General features: G+C 41.7%; 14 protein-coding genes. 5 read left to right on the top strand and 9 right to left on the bottom strand.

Features of this window, described 5'->3' with window-relative positions; all coding sequences use genetic code 11:
- The first annotated feature begins 80 nt into the window (after positions 1-80).
- Positions 81-1,733 carry a long-chain-fatty-acid--CoA ligase FadD gene (gene fadD, locus ACMVDV_RS19850; protein WP_416159362.1) on the top strand — a complete coding sequence of 551 codons (1,653 nt, stop codon included), beginning with the start codon at positions 81-83 and terminating at the stop codon, positions 1,731-1,733.
- Positions 1,734-1,783: 50 nt separating this feature from the next.
- Entirely contained in the window at positions 1,784-2,914 is a 1,131-nt protein-coding gene (gene rnd / locus ACMVDV_RS19845; RefSeq protein ID WP_416159361.1) for a ribonuclease D, read from the top strand.
- A gap of 50 nt (positions 2,915-2,964) precedes the next feature.
- On the opposite strand, the gene ACMVDV_RS19840 is transcribed toward rnd, so the two are convergent.
- The 7 genes from ACMVDV_RS19840 to ACMVDV_RS19810 form a co-directional block, all read right to left on the bottom strand.
- Positions 2,965-3,831: a sugar phosphate isomerase/epimerase family protein gene (locus ACMVDV_RS19840; protein WP_416159360.1), complete on the bottom strand. Its 867-nt coding sequence runs from the start codon at positions 3,829-3,831 to the stop codon at positions 2,965-2,967.
- Positions 3,832-3,911: 80 nt separating this feature from the next.
- Positions 3,912-4,664: a gluconate 2-dehydrogenase subunit 3 family protein gene (locus tag ACMVDV_RS19835; protein ID WP_304183647.1), complete on the bottom strand. Its 753-nt coding sequence runs from the start codon at positions 4,662-4,664 to the stop codon at positions 3,912-3,914.
- Positions 4,664-6,343 (bottom strand): GMC family oxidoreductase, encoded by a 1,680-nt coding sequence (locus ACMVDV_RS19830; RefSeq protein ID WP_304183646.1) that lies wholly within the window; start codon positions 6,341-6,343, stop codon positions 4,664-4,666. Before ACMVDV_RS19830 ends, ACMVDV_RS19835 begins: the two co-directional genes overlap by 1 nt.
- Positions 6,344-6,345: 2 nt before the next feature.
- Entirely contained in the window at positions 6,346-7,038 is a 693-nt protein-coding gene (locus tag ACMVDV_RS19825; RefSeq protein WP_416159359.1) for a 3-keto-disaccharide hydrolase, read from the bottom strand.
- A 38-nt stretch (positions 7,039-7,076) separates the two neighbouring features.
- Entirely contained in the window at positions 7,077-8,294 is a 1,218-nt protein-coding gene (locus tag ACMVDV_RS19820) for an MFS transporter (protein WP_416159358.1), read from the bottom strand.
- Positions 8,295-8,312: 18 nt separating this feature from the next.
- Positions 8,313-9,365 carry a sugar phosphate isomerase/epimerase family protein gene (locus ACMVDV_RS19815; RefSeq protein WP_416159357.1) on the bottom strand — a complete coding sequence of 351 codons (1,053 nt, stop codon included), beginning with the start codon at positions 9,363-9,365 and terminating at the stop codon, positions 8,313-8,315.
- A complete protein-coding gene (locus ACMVDV_RS19810) occupies positions 9,358-10,533 on the bottom strand; it encodes a Gfo/Idh/MocA family protein (RefSeq protein WP_416159356.1) in 1,176 nt (391 codons plus the stop codon). The genes ACMVDV_RS19815 and ACMVDV_RS19810 overlap by 8 nt, the downstream gene beginning before the upstream one ends.
- 162 nt (positions 10,534-10,695) lie before the next feature.
- Here ACMVDV_RS19810 and ACMVDV_RS19805 point away from each other — a divergent pair, with 162 nt between their 5' ends.
- Positions 10,696-11,421 carry an AraC family transcriptional regulator gene (locus ACMVDV_RS19805; protein ID WP_304183639.1) on the top strand — a complete coding sequence of 242 codons (726 nt, stop codon included), beginning with the start codon at positions 10,696-10,698 and terminating at the stop codon, positions 11,419-11,421.
- Here the strand turns inward: ACMVDV_RS19805 and ACMVDV_RS19800 are convergent.
- Entirely contained in the window at positions 11,418-12,293 is an 876-nt protein-coding gene (locus ACMVDV_RS19800) for a BadF/BadG/BcrA/BcrD ATPase family protein (protein WP_416159355.1), read from the bottom strand. The genes ACMVDV_RS19805 and ACMVDV_RS19800 overlap by 4 nt on opposite strands.
- Entirely contained in the window at positions 12,286-13,026 is a 741-nt protein-coding gene (locus tag ACMVDV_RS19795) for a copper homeostasis protein CutC (RefSeq protein WP_416159354.1), read from the bottom strand. The genes ACMVDV_RS19800 and ACMVDV_RS19795 overlap by 8 nt, the downstream gene beginning before the upstream one ends.
- 398 nt (positions 13,027-13,424) lie before the next feature.
- Here ACMVDV_RS19795 and ACMVDV_RS19790 point away from each other — a divergent pair, with 398 nt between their 5' ends.
- Together ACMVDV_RS19790 and ACMVDV_RS19785 are read left to right on the top strand one after the other, a co-directional pair.
- Positions 13,425-16,226 (top strand): TonB-dependent receptor, encoded by a 2,802-nt coding sequence (locus ACMVDV_RS19790; RefSeq protein WP_304183636.1) that lies wholly within the window; start codon positions 13,425-13,427, stop codon positions 16,224-16,226.
- Positions 16,227-16,942: 716 nt separating this feature from the next.
- Positions 16,943-19,837: a TonB-dependent receptor gene (locus tag ACMVDV_RS19785; RefSeq protein WP_416159353.1), complete on the top strand. Its 2,895-nt coding sequence runs from the start codon at positions 16,943-16,945 to the stop codon at positions 19,835-19,837.
- Positions 19,838-19,881: the final 44 nt, after the last annotated feature.

Genomic DNA, 19,881 nt, shown 5'->3' with positions numbered 1-19,881 from the left:
AGTTATTGCTCAATTGTGGAATTGCCTTACTTAGTTTAAGGTTTAATAAAAATAAATTATAAATAGAACAGGAGCTAAGAGTGGAAAAAATTTGGCTGAAGCGCTACCCAGAGGGTATGCCTGAAACAATCGACCCTGAGCACTATCACTCGTTACTCGATTTATTCGAAAAAAGTTTTGCTGACTATAGTGATCTTCCGGCCTTTACTAACATGGGTAAAGCACTGACCTATCGCGAAATAGATAGCGCCACTAAGCGGGTTGCGTCTTATCTGCAAAATGAATTAGGGCTAAAAAAAGGCGATAAAGTAGCAGTAATGATGCCCAACTTGCTACAGACGCCCGTAACTATTTTAGGTATTTTGCGAGCAGGCTGCGTAGTGGTAAACGTAAACCCACTTTACACGGTCCGTGAGCTTGAACATCAGCTTAATGATTCTGAATCGACAGCGATTTTTATCCTTGCGAACTTTGCCGACACGCTAGAAAAAGCCTTACCAAAAACTAATATTAAACATATTGTGGTCACCCAAGTGGGCGACATGATGGGTGGGTTGAAAAAGCATATCGTTAATTTGGTGGTTAAATACATCAAAAAAATGGTGCCAGCGTATAGCTTGCCCAATGTGATTAAATTTGCCGATACGTTAGCCGCAGACGAGTCAGGCTACAACAAGCCTGCCATTGATCTTACTGATTTAGCTTTTTTGCAATACACCGGGGGCACAACCGGTGTTTCTAAAGGCGCGATGCTAACCCATGGCAACATGGTCGGTAATTTAGAGCAAGTATCAGGTTGTTTAGATAAAGTATTAGAGCGCGGTAAAGAGGTCGTGGTTACAGCATTACCGCTTTATCATATCTTTGCACTAACGGCTAACTGCTTAACGTTTATGAAGTATGGCGGATTAAATTTATTGATCACTAATCCACGTGATATGAAAGGCTTTGTAAAAGAATTAAGCCAACATAAATTTACTGCAATTACTGGTGTTAATACATTATTCAATGGCTTACTAAATACCCCTGGCTTTGCTGAACTTGATTTTTCAAGTCTGAAAATGTCATTGGGTGGCGGTATGGCCGTACAGCGTCCTGTTGCAGAAAAATGGCAAAAAATCACCAACAGCAAATTAATGGAAGGATACGGTTTAACTGAGTGTTCGCCATTGGTGACTGTCAGCCCTTATGATCTAGATGCATACAATGGTTCGATTGGTTTACCTGCGCCAAATACTGATATCAAACTGATATTAGATAACGGCGAAGAAGCGGCCAAAGGTGAGCCTGGTGAATTATGGGTAAAAGGCCCGCAAGTAATGGTTGGTTATTATAACCGCCCAGATGCAACCGCTGAATGTTTGCAAGATGGTTGGTTTGCAACCGGTGATATTGCCACCTATGACGACGAAGGGTTCTTTTATATTGTTGACCGCAAGAAGGATATGATCATCGTATCTGGCTTTAATGTGTTCCCAAATGAAATCGAAGAAGTTATCGCAATGCATGACGGTGTGCTCGAAGCCGCCGCAATTGGTATCCCACATGATGTTAGCGGCGAACAAGTTAAAGTTTTTGTTGTTAAAAAAGACCCATCTTTAACTGAAAAAGATATAATAAACCACTGTCGTGATAATTTAACTAACTACAAGGTTCCTAAACTGGTTGAGTTTAGGGATGAGTTGCCAAAAACAAACGTTGGCAAGATACTCAGACGAGCCTTGAAAGATTAGCAAGCTAAAAAGCCGACATTATTTGTCGGCTTTTTACTGTAGGAGATTAAGTGCAATATCAATTGATCCAAACCCAACATCAATTAAATGAGTTTGTTGAGCAAATTCGCAACAAACCTATCTTAGCAATTGATACCGAATTTATGCGCCGGCGCACTTTGTATCCTGAAGTGGCGCTTATTCAAGTGTTCGATGGTGAGCATTTAGCGTTAATCGACCCCCTTGCTGAATTGTCATTGTTTGATTTTTGGCAGATTTTACGCGATCCCAATGTTCTTAAAGTATTACATTCGCCCTCAGAGGATATTGAAGTATTTCAAAAGTATGCCGGCTTTGTACCGATGCCATTATTTGATACGCAATTTGCACTGCAACTATTAGGCAACGGCAACTGTATGGGCTTTGCGCATATGGTTAAAAACTTGCTGGATATTGAAATAGATAAGAGTGAATCACGCACTAATTGGTTACAGCGTCCACTGACAATTAAGCAGCTCGATTATGCCGCGGCTGATGTGTTTCATTTATTGCCGTGTTTTGAGATTATTATTAAGCAAATCAATGAAGCTGAATTTTTTGATATTGTGATCAATGAAAGTGAGCTGGTGGCTGAAAAGCGCGCCTATCAAACGCCTGATGAACACCTTTATCAAGATATAAAAAATTCCTGGCAATTAATACCTGCGGATCTTGCGGTGCTTAGAGAGCTTGCCGCATGGCGTCGTAATAAAGCAATTCGTAAAAACTTAGCGCTAAACTTTGTATTAAAAGAACATAACTTGGTTGAAATTGCGAAGCGTAAACCAACCAGCCTAAATGCATTGCGCAACATTCCAGAAGTTGAAAGCATTGAAGTTAATCGCTCTGGTGTGGAGATTTTAAAGTGTATAGAAAAGGCAAAAGTAGTGCCGGTTTCAGATTTCCCGGAGCCGTTGAAGCGCCTTATTGACTTTCCTGCTTATAAAAAAGTCGCCAAAGAGATCAAACAAAAAATCACTAAAGTCGCGAAAGAGCAGGGTATACCTGAGGATGTATTAGCGTCTAAAAAGCAAATTAACCAGCTGATCAGTTGGAATTGGAAGTTAACCGCAGCGCAACGAGCCCAGACTCCTAAACCTGATCTGCTTAACTCATGGCGCTACGTTTATGTAAAAGATGCGCTGACCGAGTGGGATGTGTAAATAGATTGCAGGAACTCGTTTATCATTAAGCGAGTTCATAGCGTACAGTATTACATGTTGTGAAGTATTTTATCTAAGTTGGCTTTTGATTTAGCAACGCTTTGTAAAGGCGTTAAGCCAGTTGGGTATTCTTCTTGCTCGATAACCAACCACTTTGTGCCGCCATCAGTGAGCAGCGACTGAATTATTTTTTGCCACGGGTAATTGTTTTCGCCGAATATAGGGCTTAAGCCGTCATTTTCGTGGGTGCGAACTTTTAAATGTGTCGCATAGGTTCTACCCGCATATTTCTTTATGAAATGCAGCGGCTCTTTGCCTGCGTAATGCACCCAGCCAATATCAAGTTGCAGTGGCAAGTTCGAGGGGGTATTACTGGCAATCGCATCCCAATAGGTTGCGTTTTTATATTGTTCAAACTCTTTATTATGATTATGAAAGCCAATTTGCATCTCATATTTTTGGGCAAGCTCATTAAGCTCAGTGAGTTGCTTTGTCAGTGGCATTACGCCTTTAGGATCCCATGCGCGCTCATCCCACGGTACGAACAAAGTAGTGACCCCGAGCGTTTTATAAAATAATAAGGTTGCCATTAAGTTGGTTTCAGTTAATGCATCAAAGCCAATATGGGCACTGCTAGCGACTAAGTCTAAGCTGGCGAGTTTGTTTTTTAGCGCCCGTGGGTTATTTTTATAAGGGCCAAAATCACCTGCAAATTCGAGCCCTTGAAAGCCCATGTCAGCAAGCGCTGTGATGGTTGCGTCAAAGTCAGCCTTTAAAGCATCTTTAACCGACCACAATTGCACGCTTACTTTAGCGGGCTCACTGCTATTGGCGGATACAGGTAAAGACTGCAGCGCGAGTATGACTAAAATGCTTGTTATAGCATTAATTAATAATGAATACGTGGCTTTAAACATAATAAAACACCTAAAAAATAAGCAGGGAATAGCTCCCTGCTTTGGTCTGGGCTAACTAAAAACGAACATTGGGTTGTCGATCACTCATCTTTATAAGCATACTCACTTAAGCCAAGTTCATCTAAAATACTCTCTAAATGGGCTTTAGCTTCGGTTGAAGGGCCTGGATAATCACCCGCAATCGGCACATTGCCCAAATAGCCGATATCTTTACAGCCTTGAGGCGTACAAAAGAACGCAGCCAAAACTAATTCTTTAAAGCGCTTGAATGCTTTTGCAATACGTTGAAATTGTTCTGGTGTGTCGTCATTATAATAAGCAATATCATCCAATATAGCGTGTTGCTCAGCTTTATTGAGGGCACTGTAAAGTTTATTAAAGCGGATTTTAGATTCGTCATCAATCCACGCTAATGCATGTAAAATAGTAACACGATCTTTTTGTTGGCCATGATAGGGCGCGCTGACCCATTCATCAATAACACTTGGCACGTTAAGCTCAGATGCACTGGGGATGTCACCTTCTTTTGGCACCAATAGATCGGATAAAATAGCCACTAAAGTCAATTGCGACTGGGTTAAAGTTAACGGCCAAGGCGACGACGGTGGAATGACCAAGTTAGGATCGGTGCCATAGCCTTTTGCAGTAATGGGGGCGATATCAATATCAGGCCAATGCCCCGAACTTGTTGGTGTATCTTCAAGTACTTTAGTGCAACCGGCGGTTAAACCGACAGTTGAACCTGCGGCAAGTAGGCCCAGCCACTTAAGTGATTCTCGGCGTGTCATACCAGAAATATATTTGTATGAATCCATACGATCGTTGGTGTTCATTACAATACTCCTTCACTGATCTGTTTAGCTAACCAAGTCGAATTACGCATCGCAAGCGTCATAATCGTTAAGGTACAATTTTTATGAGGGTTAGAAGCAAATACGCCGGCATCCATAACAAATAAATTGTCGCAATCCCAGGTTTGTCCCCATTGGTTGGTGACTGAATCAGTAGGGGAGCTACCCATACGTGTAGTACCCACTTCATGAATAATTTCGCCGCCCTTTGAAATTGCTTTTTCCGCAGGCGGTAGTTCGCCTACTTTGGCACCCATGTTTTCAAGGATTTGCTTCGCTGTTTTTAAACCGTGCTCAATTTGCTTAAGTTCTCGGTCAGACCACTTAAAGTGGAACTTAGCCACCGGAATACCCCATTTATCTTTAACGTTTTCATCGATTTCCATATAGGTATCTTTATTAGGCAGCATTTCACCGCGCAGCGCAAAGCCCACATATGAGCCATAGGCATCACGTATTTGTTGCTTAAGTTGCAGGCCATAGCCTTGCTTATCACCGGATACACCCGCACCTGGCTGATTAAAGCCACTGCCTATTTCAAAGTGATAACCACGTGGAAAATCAAGTTCTCCTTTTGCTTGGGCTTGGTGGCCCCACCAAGGTATAAATAAATGATTGGCAGTGTGCCCATCTTCGTTATAGCGCGGACGGCCTTTAAGTGCTGGAATTTGTGCGCCTAGCCATGCACCGGTTGAATCCATTAGGTTACGGCCAACTTGACCGCTTGAATTAGCCAGACCTTTAGGGTGCTTTTTATGTTTAGAATTAAGCAGAATACGCGCCGATTCGCAGGCACTGGCAGCTAAAATAACCACATCAGCTTCGATAGTGTGTTGTTGAGCTGAGTGTTTGTCTATGTAACTCACGCCGGTTACTTTGCCATCATCATTTACAGACACCGACTTTACCATCGCATCAGTGATCACTTTTAAGTTACCCGTAGCTTGCGCCATCGGTAACAAGGATGTGGTGGTTTGAAAAGCAGCACCAATTGAACAACCCGCACCACATGGAGTGGCGTAAAAGCAGGCCATACGATCATCTTTAGGGCGTGTTAATACAGCGCGATGCATAGGAGCCGCGGCAATACCTAGTTTTTTTGCCGAGGCTGCAATCAATAATTCAGGCACGCGTGGCTTTGGAGGCGGTTGTAATACGCCCTCAGGTGAAGGGGGCATATCATCTAAACCCGTGTTAGTGCCACAAATGCCCACTAACTCTTCGGTAATGTCGTACCAAGGGGCGATATCATCGTACACAAATGGCCAATCAGCTCCTTGGCCGTCACGGCTTTTACCTTTAAAGTCATGTTCACTAAAACGTAGTGAGTAGCGGCCCCAATGGTTAGTACGCCCGCCCAGCATGCGAGCACGCCACCATAAAAATTCAGAGCCTTTGGCACTGGTATACGGTTCATCTGGAACCTGCCAACCGCCATCAACAGTGGCATCATAAAAACCAAAGTTTTTATCTTTAGTACTGGTTGCCATTAATGGCGCTTCACTATTGCGGCGAAACATCGGACTTTCTTTTTTCGGATCGTAATCACGACCCGCTTCGAGTAATAATACTTTGTGGCCAAGCTTAGTAAGGGTATACGCAGCCATTGCACCACCGGCACCAGAGCCGACAACTAACACTTTATGATCAAATGTTGACATAATTACAGCTCCTTAATTTTTATGTTTTTGAACCAAACTTTGTCGCCATGATCTTGCAGGCCAATACGGCCTTGTTTTGCGGTAGCAAAGTTGGACCACGTAGCAAATTTACTGTTTTTAACCAAGGTATTCCACGTACTGCTGCCAACAACAATACTGGCAGTGCTAACCCCATTTTGCCAAACCTGTAAATGGTTGTTTAGCATCTTGATGCGCACAGTATTCCATTGCATTGCTGGTTTGTGAGCTGAGGTAGGCGCCGTTAGCAAATCATAAATTGACCCTGATAAATGAGAGTCGATTTTGGTGTCTGAATGGCGTTCATTATCAATAATTTGGATTTCAGGCGCGTGAGAGTAAATATACTTGCCCAATTCATCGGCTAGAACAAAAATGCCACTATTACCAACTTCACTGATTTTCCAATCAAGTTTTAAGTCAAAATTTTCATAGCTCTTTTTAGTTAGTATGTCACCACCGCCTTGGGTGAGTAACATAGCGCCGTCGTCAATTGTCCATTTTGAGCTGAGCGTATCGCTTTTAAAATTGCGCCAATGAGACATGTCTTGGCCGTTAAACAGTAATTGCCAGCCTGCTTTTTGCTCTTCTTTGCTTAGCTGGTTATCAGCTGTTTTGGCAAATGCAGTACTGCTAAACGCCAGTGCAATTGATAACATCGAGATTGATTTAAGCATAAAGTACCCCTTATTTTTTTGTGTGCGACGTATTGCTATTAAACGTATTTTTCTACATTTTTATGTTTTGTTATAAATAGGTGCAGCCCAATAAATACAACAATCAGTACTATTGGAAAGATCAATAGGTTTTGTAAAACTGCTTGTCCTGCGACCACTTCGATTTGCTCTGCTGAGACATGTGTTTGTTGAGCTTGTTGCTTGGCACTGTCAATCCAGTAGCCTATAACTGGGTTCCACAAACTCATTGCAAACATCCCTGCGCCACCGATCAGAGACATTCCTAACGCACCGGTTTTTGGCGTGTATTCCGCAACACAGCCAATCATGGTCGGCCAAAAATAGGTAACGCCAATGGCGAACAGCGCGGCGGCAAAGTAAATTGCATTACCTTGCGCTTGGCTCATTAAAAATATGCCAATGGTTGAAAACACCGCTGACCCTAGTAGTACGCCTGACGGGCTAAAACGATGGACAATAGGCCCTGCAAAGAAGCGACCCAGCGCCATTAATCCGGTGATCAGCGCGAGAATAACCATAGGCGAGGCACCAGAAGAGCCGAGGATTTGTTCGATCCACTGCTGAGTACCAAACTCGGTAACTGCGGTTAGGGTCATGCAAATAATTAAAAACAGATATAAAGGCGAAAGTAAGTGCTTTAAGTTACTGGTCGTTGAATTTTGTTGAGCATCAAATTGTGGGAACTGCGCTTTAACTATCATCAGGCCATAAATAATGGTTGGAATTAGAATTAACGCGACTTGCCATTGCCAACTAAATCCAAAAGAGGTCATTGCGTTTGAAGCCAATGCACCAATTACAATGCCGCCAGGGAACCATACATGAAAGCGGTTTAACATGGTGGTGGTGTTTTTCGGGTACATTTGGGCAATAAGCGGATTACATCCCGCTTCCACAGAGCCATTTGCAAAGCCGATTAAAAAGGTTGAGATAAGCAGTCCCCAAAAACCTTCGGCCATAATAGTTAAAAGCAGTCCTGCTAAGTGACAAACAAATGCCAATGCCACTAGTTTCTTCGCGCCAATGGCATTGTAAATGATGCCACCGAGCATAGTCGCAACTGGAAAACCGAGAAATGCCATCGCATTAACCCAACCTAACTGAGCGCCAGTAAGGCCAAACTGCTCGCCTAATTGCCCTAAAATACCGGCTCTTATTGCAAACGTCATTGAAGTAACAATGAGTGCGATGCAGCAAAGCCGAAAAATAATACGCTGATTATTGTTATTATTCATTGTGTGTGATCCTGTTTATTAAATGCCTAATATCCGCTTATTGCGATCATCATTTGTTGCCATCGCAGTAAAGTCATCGAATGCCTTAGCTGTCGGGCGGATCAGATGATCTTGAATAAATTTAGCGCCTTCGCGTGCGCCGTCTTCAGGGTGTTTGATACAGCACTCCCACTCTAAAACGGCCCAACCGTCAAACCCATATTGGGTTAATTTGCTAAAGATACTTTTGAAATCAATTTGCCCATCGCCTAATGAGCGGAACCTACCAGGGCGGTCTTGCCAATTTTGATAGCCACCATAGACACCACTGCGACCATTTTGATTAAACTCAGCATCTTTGACGTGGAATGCTTTTATGCGTTGCTGGTAAATATCAATAAATGTAAGGTAATCAAGCTGCTGTAGTACAAAATGACTGGGATCATAAAGAATATTTACCCGTGGATGGTTATTTGTCGCGGCTAAAAAGCGCTCAAATGTAATGCCATCATGGAGATCTTCACCAGGATGAAGCTCGTAACAAACATCCACCCCCATTTCATCAAAGTAATCGAGTATTGGCAGCCAACGTTTTGCGAGCTCTGCAAATCCGGCTTCGACGAGGCCTGCTGGTCGTTGTGGCCAAGGGTAGAAAGTATGCCAAAGCAAAGCGCCTGAGAAAGTGACATGAGTATTCAACCCTAATTGTTTACTGGCTTTGGCTGCCATCATCAGTTGCTCGATTGCCCACTGGGTTCTACCTGTTGGGTTGCCGCGTAATTGCTCGGGCGCAAAGTTATCAAACATTTCATCGTAAGCTGGGTGTACCGCAACTAATTGACCTTGTAAATGCGTTGATAACTCTGAAATTGTAAGCCCTGCTTGTGCTGCAATACCAGTCACCTCATCGCAGTAAGCTTGGCTTTGGGCGGCTTTTTCTAAATCAAAGATCTCTGGGTTTGAAGTGGGCAGTTGAATTGCTTTATAGCCTAAACTTGCAGCCCACTGACAAATACTTGTAAAGTTGTTGAAAGGGGCCTCATCACTGATGAACTGCGCTAAAAATATTGCCGGGCCTTTTATTTTATTCATAGTTTGCTGATCCAATTTTAAATGGGTGCCATTTAGTGTCTTGGCTTGCAGCCTCGACTGCATTTTCAATAAATGCCATGCCACGAATTGCTTCTTTAATACCCGGTACGTCATAGTCAGCGTTGCTTGCTAACTCACCCGCTTTTTTCGCGTTGATCTGCTTAGCAAAATTGACATAAATGTTGGCAAATGCTTCAAGGTAACCTTCTGGGTGACCGGCTGGGGCGCGTAAAGCGTCTTGAGCAGCGTTACTTTTTAGTGCGACTCCTGCTCGTAGTAGCGTCGTTGGCGCATTATGACTTTTTAGCCATAAACTATTGGGTTCCATTTGCGACCATTCGATGCTGGCTTTATCGCCGTAAATACGCAGATTAAGATTATTCTCTTCCCCTAATGCAACTTGGCTTGCCATTAACACGCCTTTACAACCGCTGTTAAAGCGCAGTAAAACAGTGCCATCATCATCGAGTGCTCTGCCTGGTACAACGTGATTTAAATCTGCGCATAACGCCGTGATTTCTAAGTCACTTACATATTCTGCTAAGTTTGCAGCATGGACACCGATATCGGCTATGCAGCAGCTAATACCTGCTTTTTGCGGATCTAAACGCCACTTTGCTTGTTTAGCGTGCTCGTCTTCATTGCTCGAAAGCCAACCTTGACTGTATTCCACAACCACTTTACGAATAGCACCAAGTTCACCTTGCGCAATACGATGACGCGCTTCTTTGATCATCGGGTAACCCGTGTAAGTGTGTGTTAAGCCATATAAGCAATCACTTGAGTGCAAGGTTTGCGCTAATAACAACACTTCTTGTAAATTTAATGTCGCTGGTTTATCTGATAAAACATGAAAACCACTTTCAATGGCAAGCGTTGCGATGGGAAAGTGCAAATGATTAGGTGTAACAATTGTGACAAAATCAATGCGTTGATCTGCTGGTAACTTAGCTTCTTCAATAAACATTTGCTGATAACTGTCATAACAGCGTGTTGGATTTATCCCCAGCATTGCCGCAGTTGCTTGGCTGCGTGTTGGATCTGAACTAAAAGAACCCGCGACTAACTCAATCAAGCCATCTAAACGCGCTGCAATGCGATGAATCGCTCCAATAAACGCGCCTTGTGCACCACCGACCATGCCCATCCGGACCTTTGTTTTATTCATTAAAAGTTCCATTTCAGTAACTGACAACTGAAGTTGGTTAATATCATGTTATTAATAATAGGGAATGCCTAGCACTAGGGCTAATATAAATTCGGTTGACAATGCAATAAAATCGGCGTTTTATATATTATTAACAAATTCAGGTTTACAGAGTTTTATAGTATGGATGTAGAAACGATTATCGATAAAGCGGGTGTAAAGCAATTGATTGCTGCATTTGATTTATTACCGGATATCTTATTTTGGGTAAAAGATACTGAGAGTAGAATTTTATATGCTAATCAGCACTTTGTTGAACATCAAGGGTACAAGGTGTTAGACCATATCTTGCTTAAAACCGATTTTGATTTTTCTTCCAAGCACCTTGCATTTCAATATGTGAATGACGATAAACGCGTTATGAATGGCTATATTGTCACGGATAGATTGGAATTAAATCAGACATCAAATGGTGAATTAGCCTGGTTTTCAACGTCTAAAAAAATGATTTGTGATGATAATGGCAATATACTTGGTACTTATGGCATTACACGCCATTTACAGAAAACCTCCAAGGCGCTTTCTCATGTAAGAGCAATTGAAGGTCCGGTTAATTATATTCGCGAACACTACCATAGAAATATCTGCGTTGAAGAGTTAGCTGAACTTGCGCATTTATCTGTTAGTGCATTGGAGCGGCGTTTTAAAAAGCATTTAGCGAAAACCCCGAATCAATTTATTAATGAAATACGACTCGAAAATGCCCGTAAACTACTGGTTGAAACGCGTTTACCGATTTCACAAATAGCTTATCAATGTGGTTTTGCTGAACCTAGCTATTTTAGCAAACAATTCAGGCGCTTATTTGGTGAAATCCCATCACAAATGCGTGCCCATATTGAGCGTTAAAGGTGCCTTTTTGCTAATTGAATTGCCCCTTGCTCAGGCGAATACTGTGCATCACACAGATAACCTTGTGCTTTGCTTGATAACCAGGGTGTAATTGTTTTTGCGGTCCCGCCCATTAAGGTAATACTTTGATAGCCAAGTTGGGCTAAATGTTCGATATAGCGGGTAATAAATTTAGCTGCTTGGGCTAATATCGTTTGTGCTACGGGATCATCCTGCATGTTGAAAACTAAAGGAGCAAAGCTTGCAAAGTAGGCCGGTTTTGCGTTGAGTGCAAGCTCAGTAAGTGAACTGCTATCGTCACAACCCAACTCGGTTAGTAAGCATTTAATTAATGGACTTGAAGGTGACATTCCGTCTAAGACTTCCAACGCATACCTAAATAAAGTTAAACCAATCCAACCTCCGCTTGCACCATCACTTAAGAGTAAACCATGACCACCTAATTCAATGATAGTGTTACCTTTTATCGCGCCTGCACAAAAGCCAGTGCCTAATATAATAATTGCACCACTGTTATTGCCATGGGCACCTTGGCAGGCAATGTGTAAGTCAGTTGAGAAATTAAATTGTGCAAATGGATGCTGCCATTGCGCCATTTTGTTTTTTGCGCTATTGATCCCTGCACCAGCGAGGCCCGCATAGGCATTAATTGTGCTGAGTGCGCTGGCTGGTAAATTAGCTTTTTGTAATGCTTGCATTGTTGCAGCAAGGATTGATTGTTGCGCAACGGTTACTGAGGTAGCAATATTTGCGGGGCCACTTTGCGCTTGTGCAAGTAACACTCCGCGGTCATTTTCAAGCCTAACTTGGCATTTAGTGCCACCACCATCGATACCTAAAAACAAAGGGAAGTGAGATTGCTTAGTCATGTTTAGTCTGCTCGTAAGTTGATTTTTGTAAAATTGAGTTAATTAATAAAGGGTCCACTAAACCATCACTATTAAGTACGCCTGAGTAGGCATGCAATGATATTAAATTTTCGCTGCCTAGCTGCCACAAAATAGGCGCGTTGTTTGTGGTTACGCCACCGCCAATCACGATCTCGATTTGCCCTTTAGCGTCAGTAATGATGCTTTGCAACTGGTTAAGCCCTTGCATTACATCTTTATTATCAGTCCAGCGTGTGCCATTGGTAAGAATACGATCAACCCCGAGCTCGCTTAAAATGTGAAGTGCATTGCGACTATCTGCAATACAATCGAAGGCGCGATGAAATGTGCTGGCAAGCTGATAGTGTTTCGCGCACTCAACCAGTGTAGATGTAGCTGCCACATCAAGCTCATTGCCAGCAATTGCCCCAAAAACAACCCCAGTGGCACCTAATTGTGCAGCGCGGGTTATCTGGCTGGTCATAGTTTTGAGTAGCGCAGCGTCAACATTAAAGTGATCCGCGGTCGGCCTTATCATCACCAGTAACTCACCGTTTGAGGGCAATGCTTTTGCTGCAGTTTCAATTTCATCTGCCGTTGGACTTAGTCCAGCAAGATGCATTGCACCGCACAGCTCGATGCGACTTGCACCTGCACTGAATGCAGTTTTTACATTATTAGCTAAATTTATATGATCATCTGCATTCAAACAGATCTCTAGATTTTTACCCATTGCGTAATTCCATAATCTTAAGGCGACTAATTTCAATAAATTATTTAATATTAAGGTCGTTACTACAATAATAAAATACACCCTTTAAATTCAGTGGGTTAAATTTTATTGCTGCGTATTTTTCATACTAAAAAAACGTCAGATTAACTTCCTCTTGAGTTTGTCACTATAAATGAGGTAACTATTAATTGGATCTATTTTTAAGCTAAACGCCGATTTTGTCCTGCTAGCAACCGAATTTCTATTATCACTTTCTTTAACAGAACCCTATTCTGGAAATGCACTTTAACAGGCCATTAACCCTCTGCGAAATGATCTGAGTATTACAGATTCGTTTTGTGAAGGGCTTTAATGTGAATAAATATAACCAAGCACACACAATAATAAAGGAAATTGGCATGAGCAATAATAAAACGAGTCGAGAATTTGCAGCCCTTACACGGCGATTTAATAAGTCTGCATTGTTGTTGGCGGTTATGGCAAGTTGTAATGGTGCGTATGCACAAGCAAATCAAGCAGCACAACAAAGTGACTTGGAAGTGATTGAAGTTAGGGGGATCCGTTCTTCAACAGCGGAAAACTTAGCAATTAAGCGCCTTTCTGCAGCAACGGTGGATGCAATCACCGCAGAAGATATTGGTAAATTTCCAGATAAGAACGTCGCTGATTCACTACAACGCGTGTCGGGGGTATTGATTGATCGTGACGGTGGTGAAGGTAGCCGAGTCAGTATTCGAGGTACCTCACCCGATTGGACCTTGACCCAACTAAACGGTAATTATATTGCTTCATCCGGTGCTGGTGTTCCAACGCGTAGTTTTAATTATACCTTGTTGCCTTCAAGTATGATCAGCAGTGTGGAAGTTTACAAAAGCGCAGAAGCTCGCATAGATGAAGGTGGTATCGGCGGTACTGTTATATTACACACTCGAAAGCCGTTAGAGATGGAAGCCAATTCTGGCGCAATAAGCCTTGAAGCAACCTATGATGATGTGTCTGAAGATATTAAACCACAAGTGAATGTGCTGTATTCTTGGAAAAATTCAGATGAAAACTTCGCGATGTTAGCTGGATTTACTCGTCAAGATAAAACAGTAACTAGCATTACCAACAATGCTTCACACTGGCGTTTCCATTCAGATACTGTGGAGGGGGCAGAGCGTCCTGCGATTGTCGATCAAGCGACGGGGGAAGTTTATAACAATGTCTGGGCTCCACGTGCAATGAGTACCGGTAACTCAACAGAAGATCGCACTCGGGATGGTTACCAAGTGGCTATTCAATGGATGCCAACAGATAAACTCGATTTAAATCTCAACTATTTTGGTGCAAAACTAGATTATAACTCATCTTCTCAGAGCGTATTGTTTGCAGAGTGGAATGATAACCATAACCCATATTATGGCGTTGTTCTAGACGGAGATACCGTCGTTGCCTATGGTAATGCAGATAATGGCTTATTGAATGATAATAACTGGGGGGATGCCGATGTTAATAATGGTGTGGCCGTTCGGAGAGGCTTATTGTCACCTCAGCTAACAGGCAGAGAAAGAGTCGGGGAGTCTAAATCTGATACATTTGATTTTGAAGCCAAATATTATGGGGACTTATTTACTGCCACTTTAAAACTAGGTCATACTGAGGCAGAAGGCGGGACGTCACGTGAAACCTACGCGAATATTGATGCTCGTCAGGGGTCTGTAAATAGCTGGTTCTGGTCAACAGTGGATGGTAAACCCAGTTATGAAGTTTCCACAGACTTAGCCACGGATAAACAAGCATATCAATATTATGATTGGTTTGATTCTTATTCATCAGAAAATAAAGATACTGAAGATTATGTACAAGCTGATCTGCAATTTGATATCGATACAGGTATTTTCACTACTTTCTTTGTCGGTGCGAAATACCGTAGCCACGAAATCAAAGGTATTAAAAACGATTTCCGCTGGGATGATGGTATTGCCGACAATGGCGGTTACCGTGGCTACTTGTCTGGCAGTGAATGGTTCCATAACCCTGATTTTCATCCTGATCCAGAATCGCTAGTCAGTGACACTGTGGTTGATAACAGTGCAGGGAATACCGGAGCGTTTAACTTTTTAGCGTTTGATTTTGCAGCACTCGATAGCTATTTACGGAATAATTTTACGCAAACCGTTGTCCCTTCGTTAGGTGGGACCTACACGCTAGAGGAAAATATTTGGTCTGTGTATGCACAAAGTAACTTTGAGTGGCAAGATTTTCGCGGCAACTTAGGGGTACGTTATGTAAATACCGATTTAAGTACATTGACCTATGACGATGTGGTTGGCCAAGATAATAATGATACCACTGCAAATGAACGTTCGAGTGATGATGGTGAATTTTTGCCGAGTTTTAACCTTGCTTGGGATGCGACTGAAGATCTCGTTGTTCGCTTTGCAGCAGCACGTGCTATGTCACGTGTTAGTTATTCTGATTTGAGCCAAGCTGAGTCATACGGTCCTCCGGTCAATATCAACTCACCTGATTCTTGGACTGGCCGTGGTACTGGTACATCGGTTAACACAGGCTTAGATCCTATGCTGTCAGATCAGTTTGATCTTGGTATTGAATGGTATTACGGTGAAGGTTCAGCACTTGGAGCGACATACTTTAGTAAAGATATTTCTAATTTGCCTATCTCTGCTGTTGAAATTGTTGAACGGGAACATGATTGTTGTAACGGTCCGATTGAAGTTGAAATGAACACCAAAGTTGCTGGTGGAGATGCTGAATCTAAAGGGGTTGAGCTATTCTTTCAACACTCTTTCAACAGTGGTTTTGGGGTATTAGCAAATTATACATTCACTGATACAAGTACTAGCCAAGTATCAACAAATGGCCAAAAAACAGATGCTGAAATCCCAGGAACTGCAAAGCATCAATACAATGTGTCCGTTTATTTTGAAAATGATGATTTTAGTGTAAGGGCTTCATATAACTGGAAAGATGACCGTGCTAATAGCATCCATCAAGGTTACAACATGTATACGAAAGATTATGGCCAATTAGACTTGAACGCGGCTTATAATTTAACTGAACAACTGTCATTAACAGCCTCTGTGGTTAATTTGACTGAGGAAGTCGAAGAAGGGTATTGGAAACAAGAGAATAGGTTTACCTATAATCAGTATTCAGGAAGAAGGTTTTATTTAGGTGCTAATTATAATTTCTAAATAGCTTTATTAAGATTATAAACTGACAGGGCATTCTTTAAAAAGAATGCCCGTTTTATTTATATTTCTGATACTCAAAGCAAACACAAGGAGAGTTGGCTTTGCAATTAATCTTCGCGATTGGCCTTATTATTACAAGTAACTCGCCGTTTGAGGACAATGTTGTTGCTGCAGTTTCAATTTTGACTCACTTCGACAAGATACATTGCTGCACCTCACAGTTCGATTCAACTTACATCTGCACTGAATACAATTTTTACATTATTAGCTTAATTTATATGATCATCTGAATTTAAACAGATTGCTAAATTTTTACCTATTGTGCAATTCCAGAATCTTTAGACGACTAATTCCGATAAATTATTTAACATTCAAATTTAGAATATAAAAATAAAATATATTCATTAAATTCAATTCGTTAATTTTTATTTCGGCGAGTTTTTTATCCTGATCAAACGTTACCTTAACTCCTTCTTGAGTTTGTCACTATAAATGAAGTAACTATTAATTGGATCTATTTTTAAGCTAAACGCCGATTTTGTCCTGCTAGCAACCGAATTTCTATTATCACTTTCTTTAACAGAACCCTATTCTGGAAAAGTAGTTTAACAATCTATTAACCCTGTTCTGAAGCATCGGAAGATTGATCAGTTGCTAGGCTGTATGGGTTAGATAACAAGCACAACAAAAAACGCACAATAAAACTGGAGATAGACATGAATAATAATAACAGCCGAGGAGCTTCAGGTATTTCAAGGCGATTTAAGAGATCTGCACTGCTGCTAGCGGTAATGGCAAGCTGTAATAGCGTATACGCACAAGAAGAACAAAATGACCAAGAGAGCGACCTAGAAGTAATTGAAGTCAGGGGGATTCGTGCCTCTGCAGCTGAAAACTTAGCGATTAAGCGGTTGTCTAATGCAACCGTTGACGCTATTACCGCCGAAGACATTGGTAAGTTCCCAGATAAGAATGTGGCAGACTCATTGCAACGTGTGCCTGGGGTCATTATACAAAGGGATGGCGGTGAGGGCGCCTCTGTTAGTATTCGAGGTTTATCATCGGACTTAACCTTCACACAATTAAATGGCAATTTTATAGCATCGTCCCCCGGTGAACCATCGCGTTCATTTTCATACGCATTATTACCTGCAACCATGATCCAACGTGTTGAAGTATATAAATCTTCAGAAGCTCGCCTTGATGAGGGCGGAATTGGCGGTACGGTCTTGTTGTATAGCCGTAAGCCCCTTGATATGGATAAAAACTCTGGGATCATTAATTTTGAAACCAGTAATTCTGATATTACTGATAAGTATGAACCTCAGTTTAGTGGTATTTATTCATGGAAAAATGATGATGAAGATTTTGGGGTTTTAGTGGGTTATACAAAACAAGACCGCACTAATCGCTCACAAAGCTCGCGTATCAATATCATGAATAAAAATTATCTTTATTCTGAAATGAAAGATAATCAAATGGTTGAGGGCGGCGCGCAAGGTTATGCTGCACAAAGTATGGTTCAGGAAGTCTTAAACGAAGAGCGAAATCGAACTGGGATCCAGTTTACTACTCAATGGCGACCAACTAGTAACTTAGAGCTTGGCTTTAATTATTTTAATTTTAAATTGGGACAAGACTCAATTTTAAATCAATTAGAATACCCAGAATGGAACAATAACGATAATTTCTGGACCGATGTTCGTGTTGATGAAGAGTCTCAGTTTGTTACAGGTATTGACTACTCTGTTGGTGCATCTGGCACTCAGGCTGTTTCTCCTATCCCACGTATTAATGGTGAATATACGATTGAAGAATCCAGCTCTGATACATATGATTTTTATGCTAAATACGAAGGTGATAATTACAACGTTAAAGTAGTGCTGGGCCATACCGAAGCTGAAGGTGGTCCTTCCGAAAAGTATCGTGCCGCTTATTATGCAAATGAATCCTCGCTTTACTATGGTTACGATTTTTCTGATGGGCGCATGACCACTTATATGGACCCAAGTATGATCAGTAACTTGGCTGCAGGCATTGGTGGCGAACCTGATGTAACAGCCACCGATTCTAGTTTTGTGACCGGTACTCAAGAAGAAGATTACGGACAGATTGATTTTGACTATTTTGTGGATTATGGCGTAATTGAAACGTTGCATTTTGGTGCGAAATATCGCAAAGGTAAAATTCATCGCGATACTCGCAACAGCTTTTATCTCTCTCCAGATTTTGATATAGCAAAAGGTGAAGCTGAAGGCACCATTGATTTGGATGATGATTATTCTAAGAATGGCGGCATACCGGATATTGCAGATTTAATTTATTCAGATTCATTAGCTAACTTGTCTGATGTAATTAATACGAACTTATTCCCAGCCGTAAACTGGCATAAATACCAAGATCATCTGAATGAAAACTTTGTTCATTATACGCGTATAGAGCCTAACTATGTTTATAGTGTTGAAGAAGAAATTACAGCGGCTTATATGCAAGCTGATTATCGTTTTTCACAAGTACGGGGTAATTTGGGTGTACGCGTAGTGCGCACCAAAACGACCACCGGATCATCAGATAAAATCACCTACCGATTAGATTGGAAGGACGACAACGGCAATGAATTACCAATCGACCAACAACGTGTAGAAGACTTTGTTTTTATTGAAAAAGAGAGTACGGAAACGAAGGTGCTGCCCAGCTTTAATATAGTCTGGGATATCGATGACAACTGGGTACTACGTGGAGCGGCATCACAAACCATGGCTCGTCCTGGTTATGATGATTTAGGCCAGTTTCAGACTTTAACGTACACGTCGAATGAATACTCAACGGATCGCTCAGCGGCAGACAATTTTGATGCAATTATTGATGGCGAAGGGTGGACAGGATCCGGTGGTAATAACCAGCTAGCGCCATTTGAGTCAACCCAATTTGATATGTCTTTAGAATACTACTACGGAGCTGGCTCTGGCTTTGGTATTGCCTTGTTTAAAAAAGATGTTGATAACTTTGTTGTGCCTTTAATAATTGATGTTACCCGCAGTGCACCGGACATTTCATTTAATTTACCTAACGCAGGTGATGAGCAAGTCAATGTCAGTGGCGACAATTTTGTTGTTCGGGATTTTAGTACTGTTGCTAATGGCACGAATGCTTCTTCTGAAGGGGCTGAAGTTTTTATCCAGCACTTCTTTGATAATGGCTTTGGTCTTTATGCTAATTATACCCGCAATAACACTAATCAAGCCAATGTAGAGCTTGATGGTGAAAAGGTGGGAGAGTCACCTTTGATCGGCAGTTCTAAATACCAGATGAATTTATCGGTATTTTATGAAGATGACTTATTCAGTGTTCGCGCCTCATACAATAAGCGCGGTCCAACGGTTCAAGGCTACAACGCCTCATGGGAAATGAACTATTACAATGAAGCCTATGATCAGGTAGACGTCAATGCAAGTTATAACTTGACTGATGCTCTCGTGTTATCTGCTTCCGTTATTAACCTCACTCAATCAGATACTTATATGCATCTAGGTGACGATACTAAAAACCGCTTTATTCAAAATGCATACAGTGGTCGTCGTTTTTACGCAGGTGCAACTTACCGCTTTTAATAGTGCTAGGTGAGATGGAACAAATAACCAAGAATTGTATAGAG

The sequence above is a fragment of the Pseudoalteromonas sp. ASV78 genome (assembly GCF_047806705.1).
Lineage (GTDB): Bacteria > Pseudomonadota > Gammaproteobacteria > Enterobacterales > Alteromonadaceae > Pseudoalteromonas > Pseudoalteromonas prydzensis_A.
This window is presented reverse-complemented; position numbering and strand designations above follow the sequence as displayed.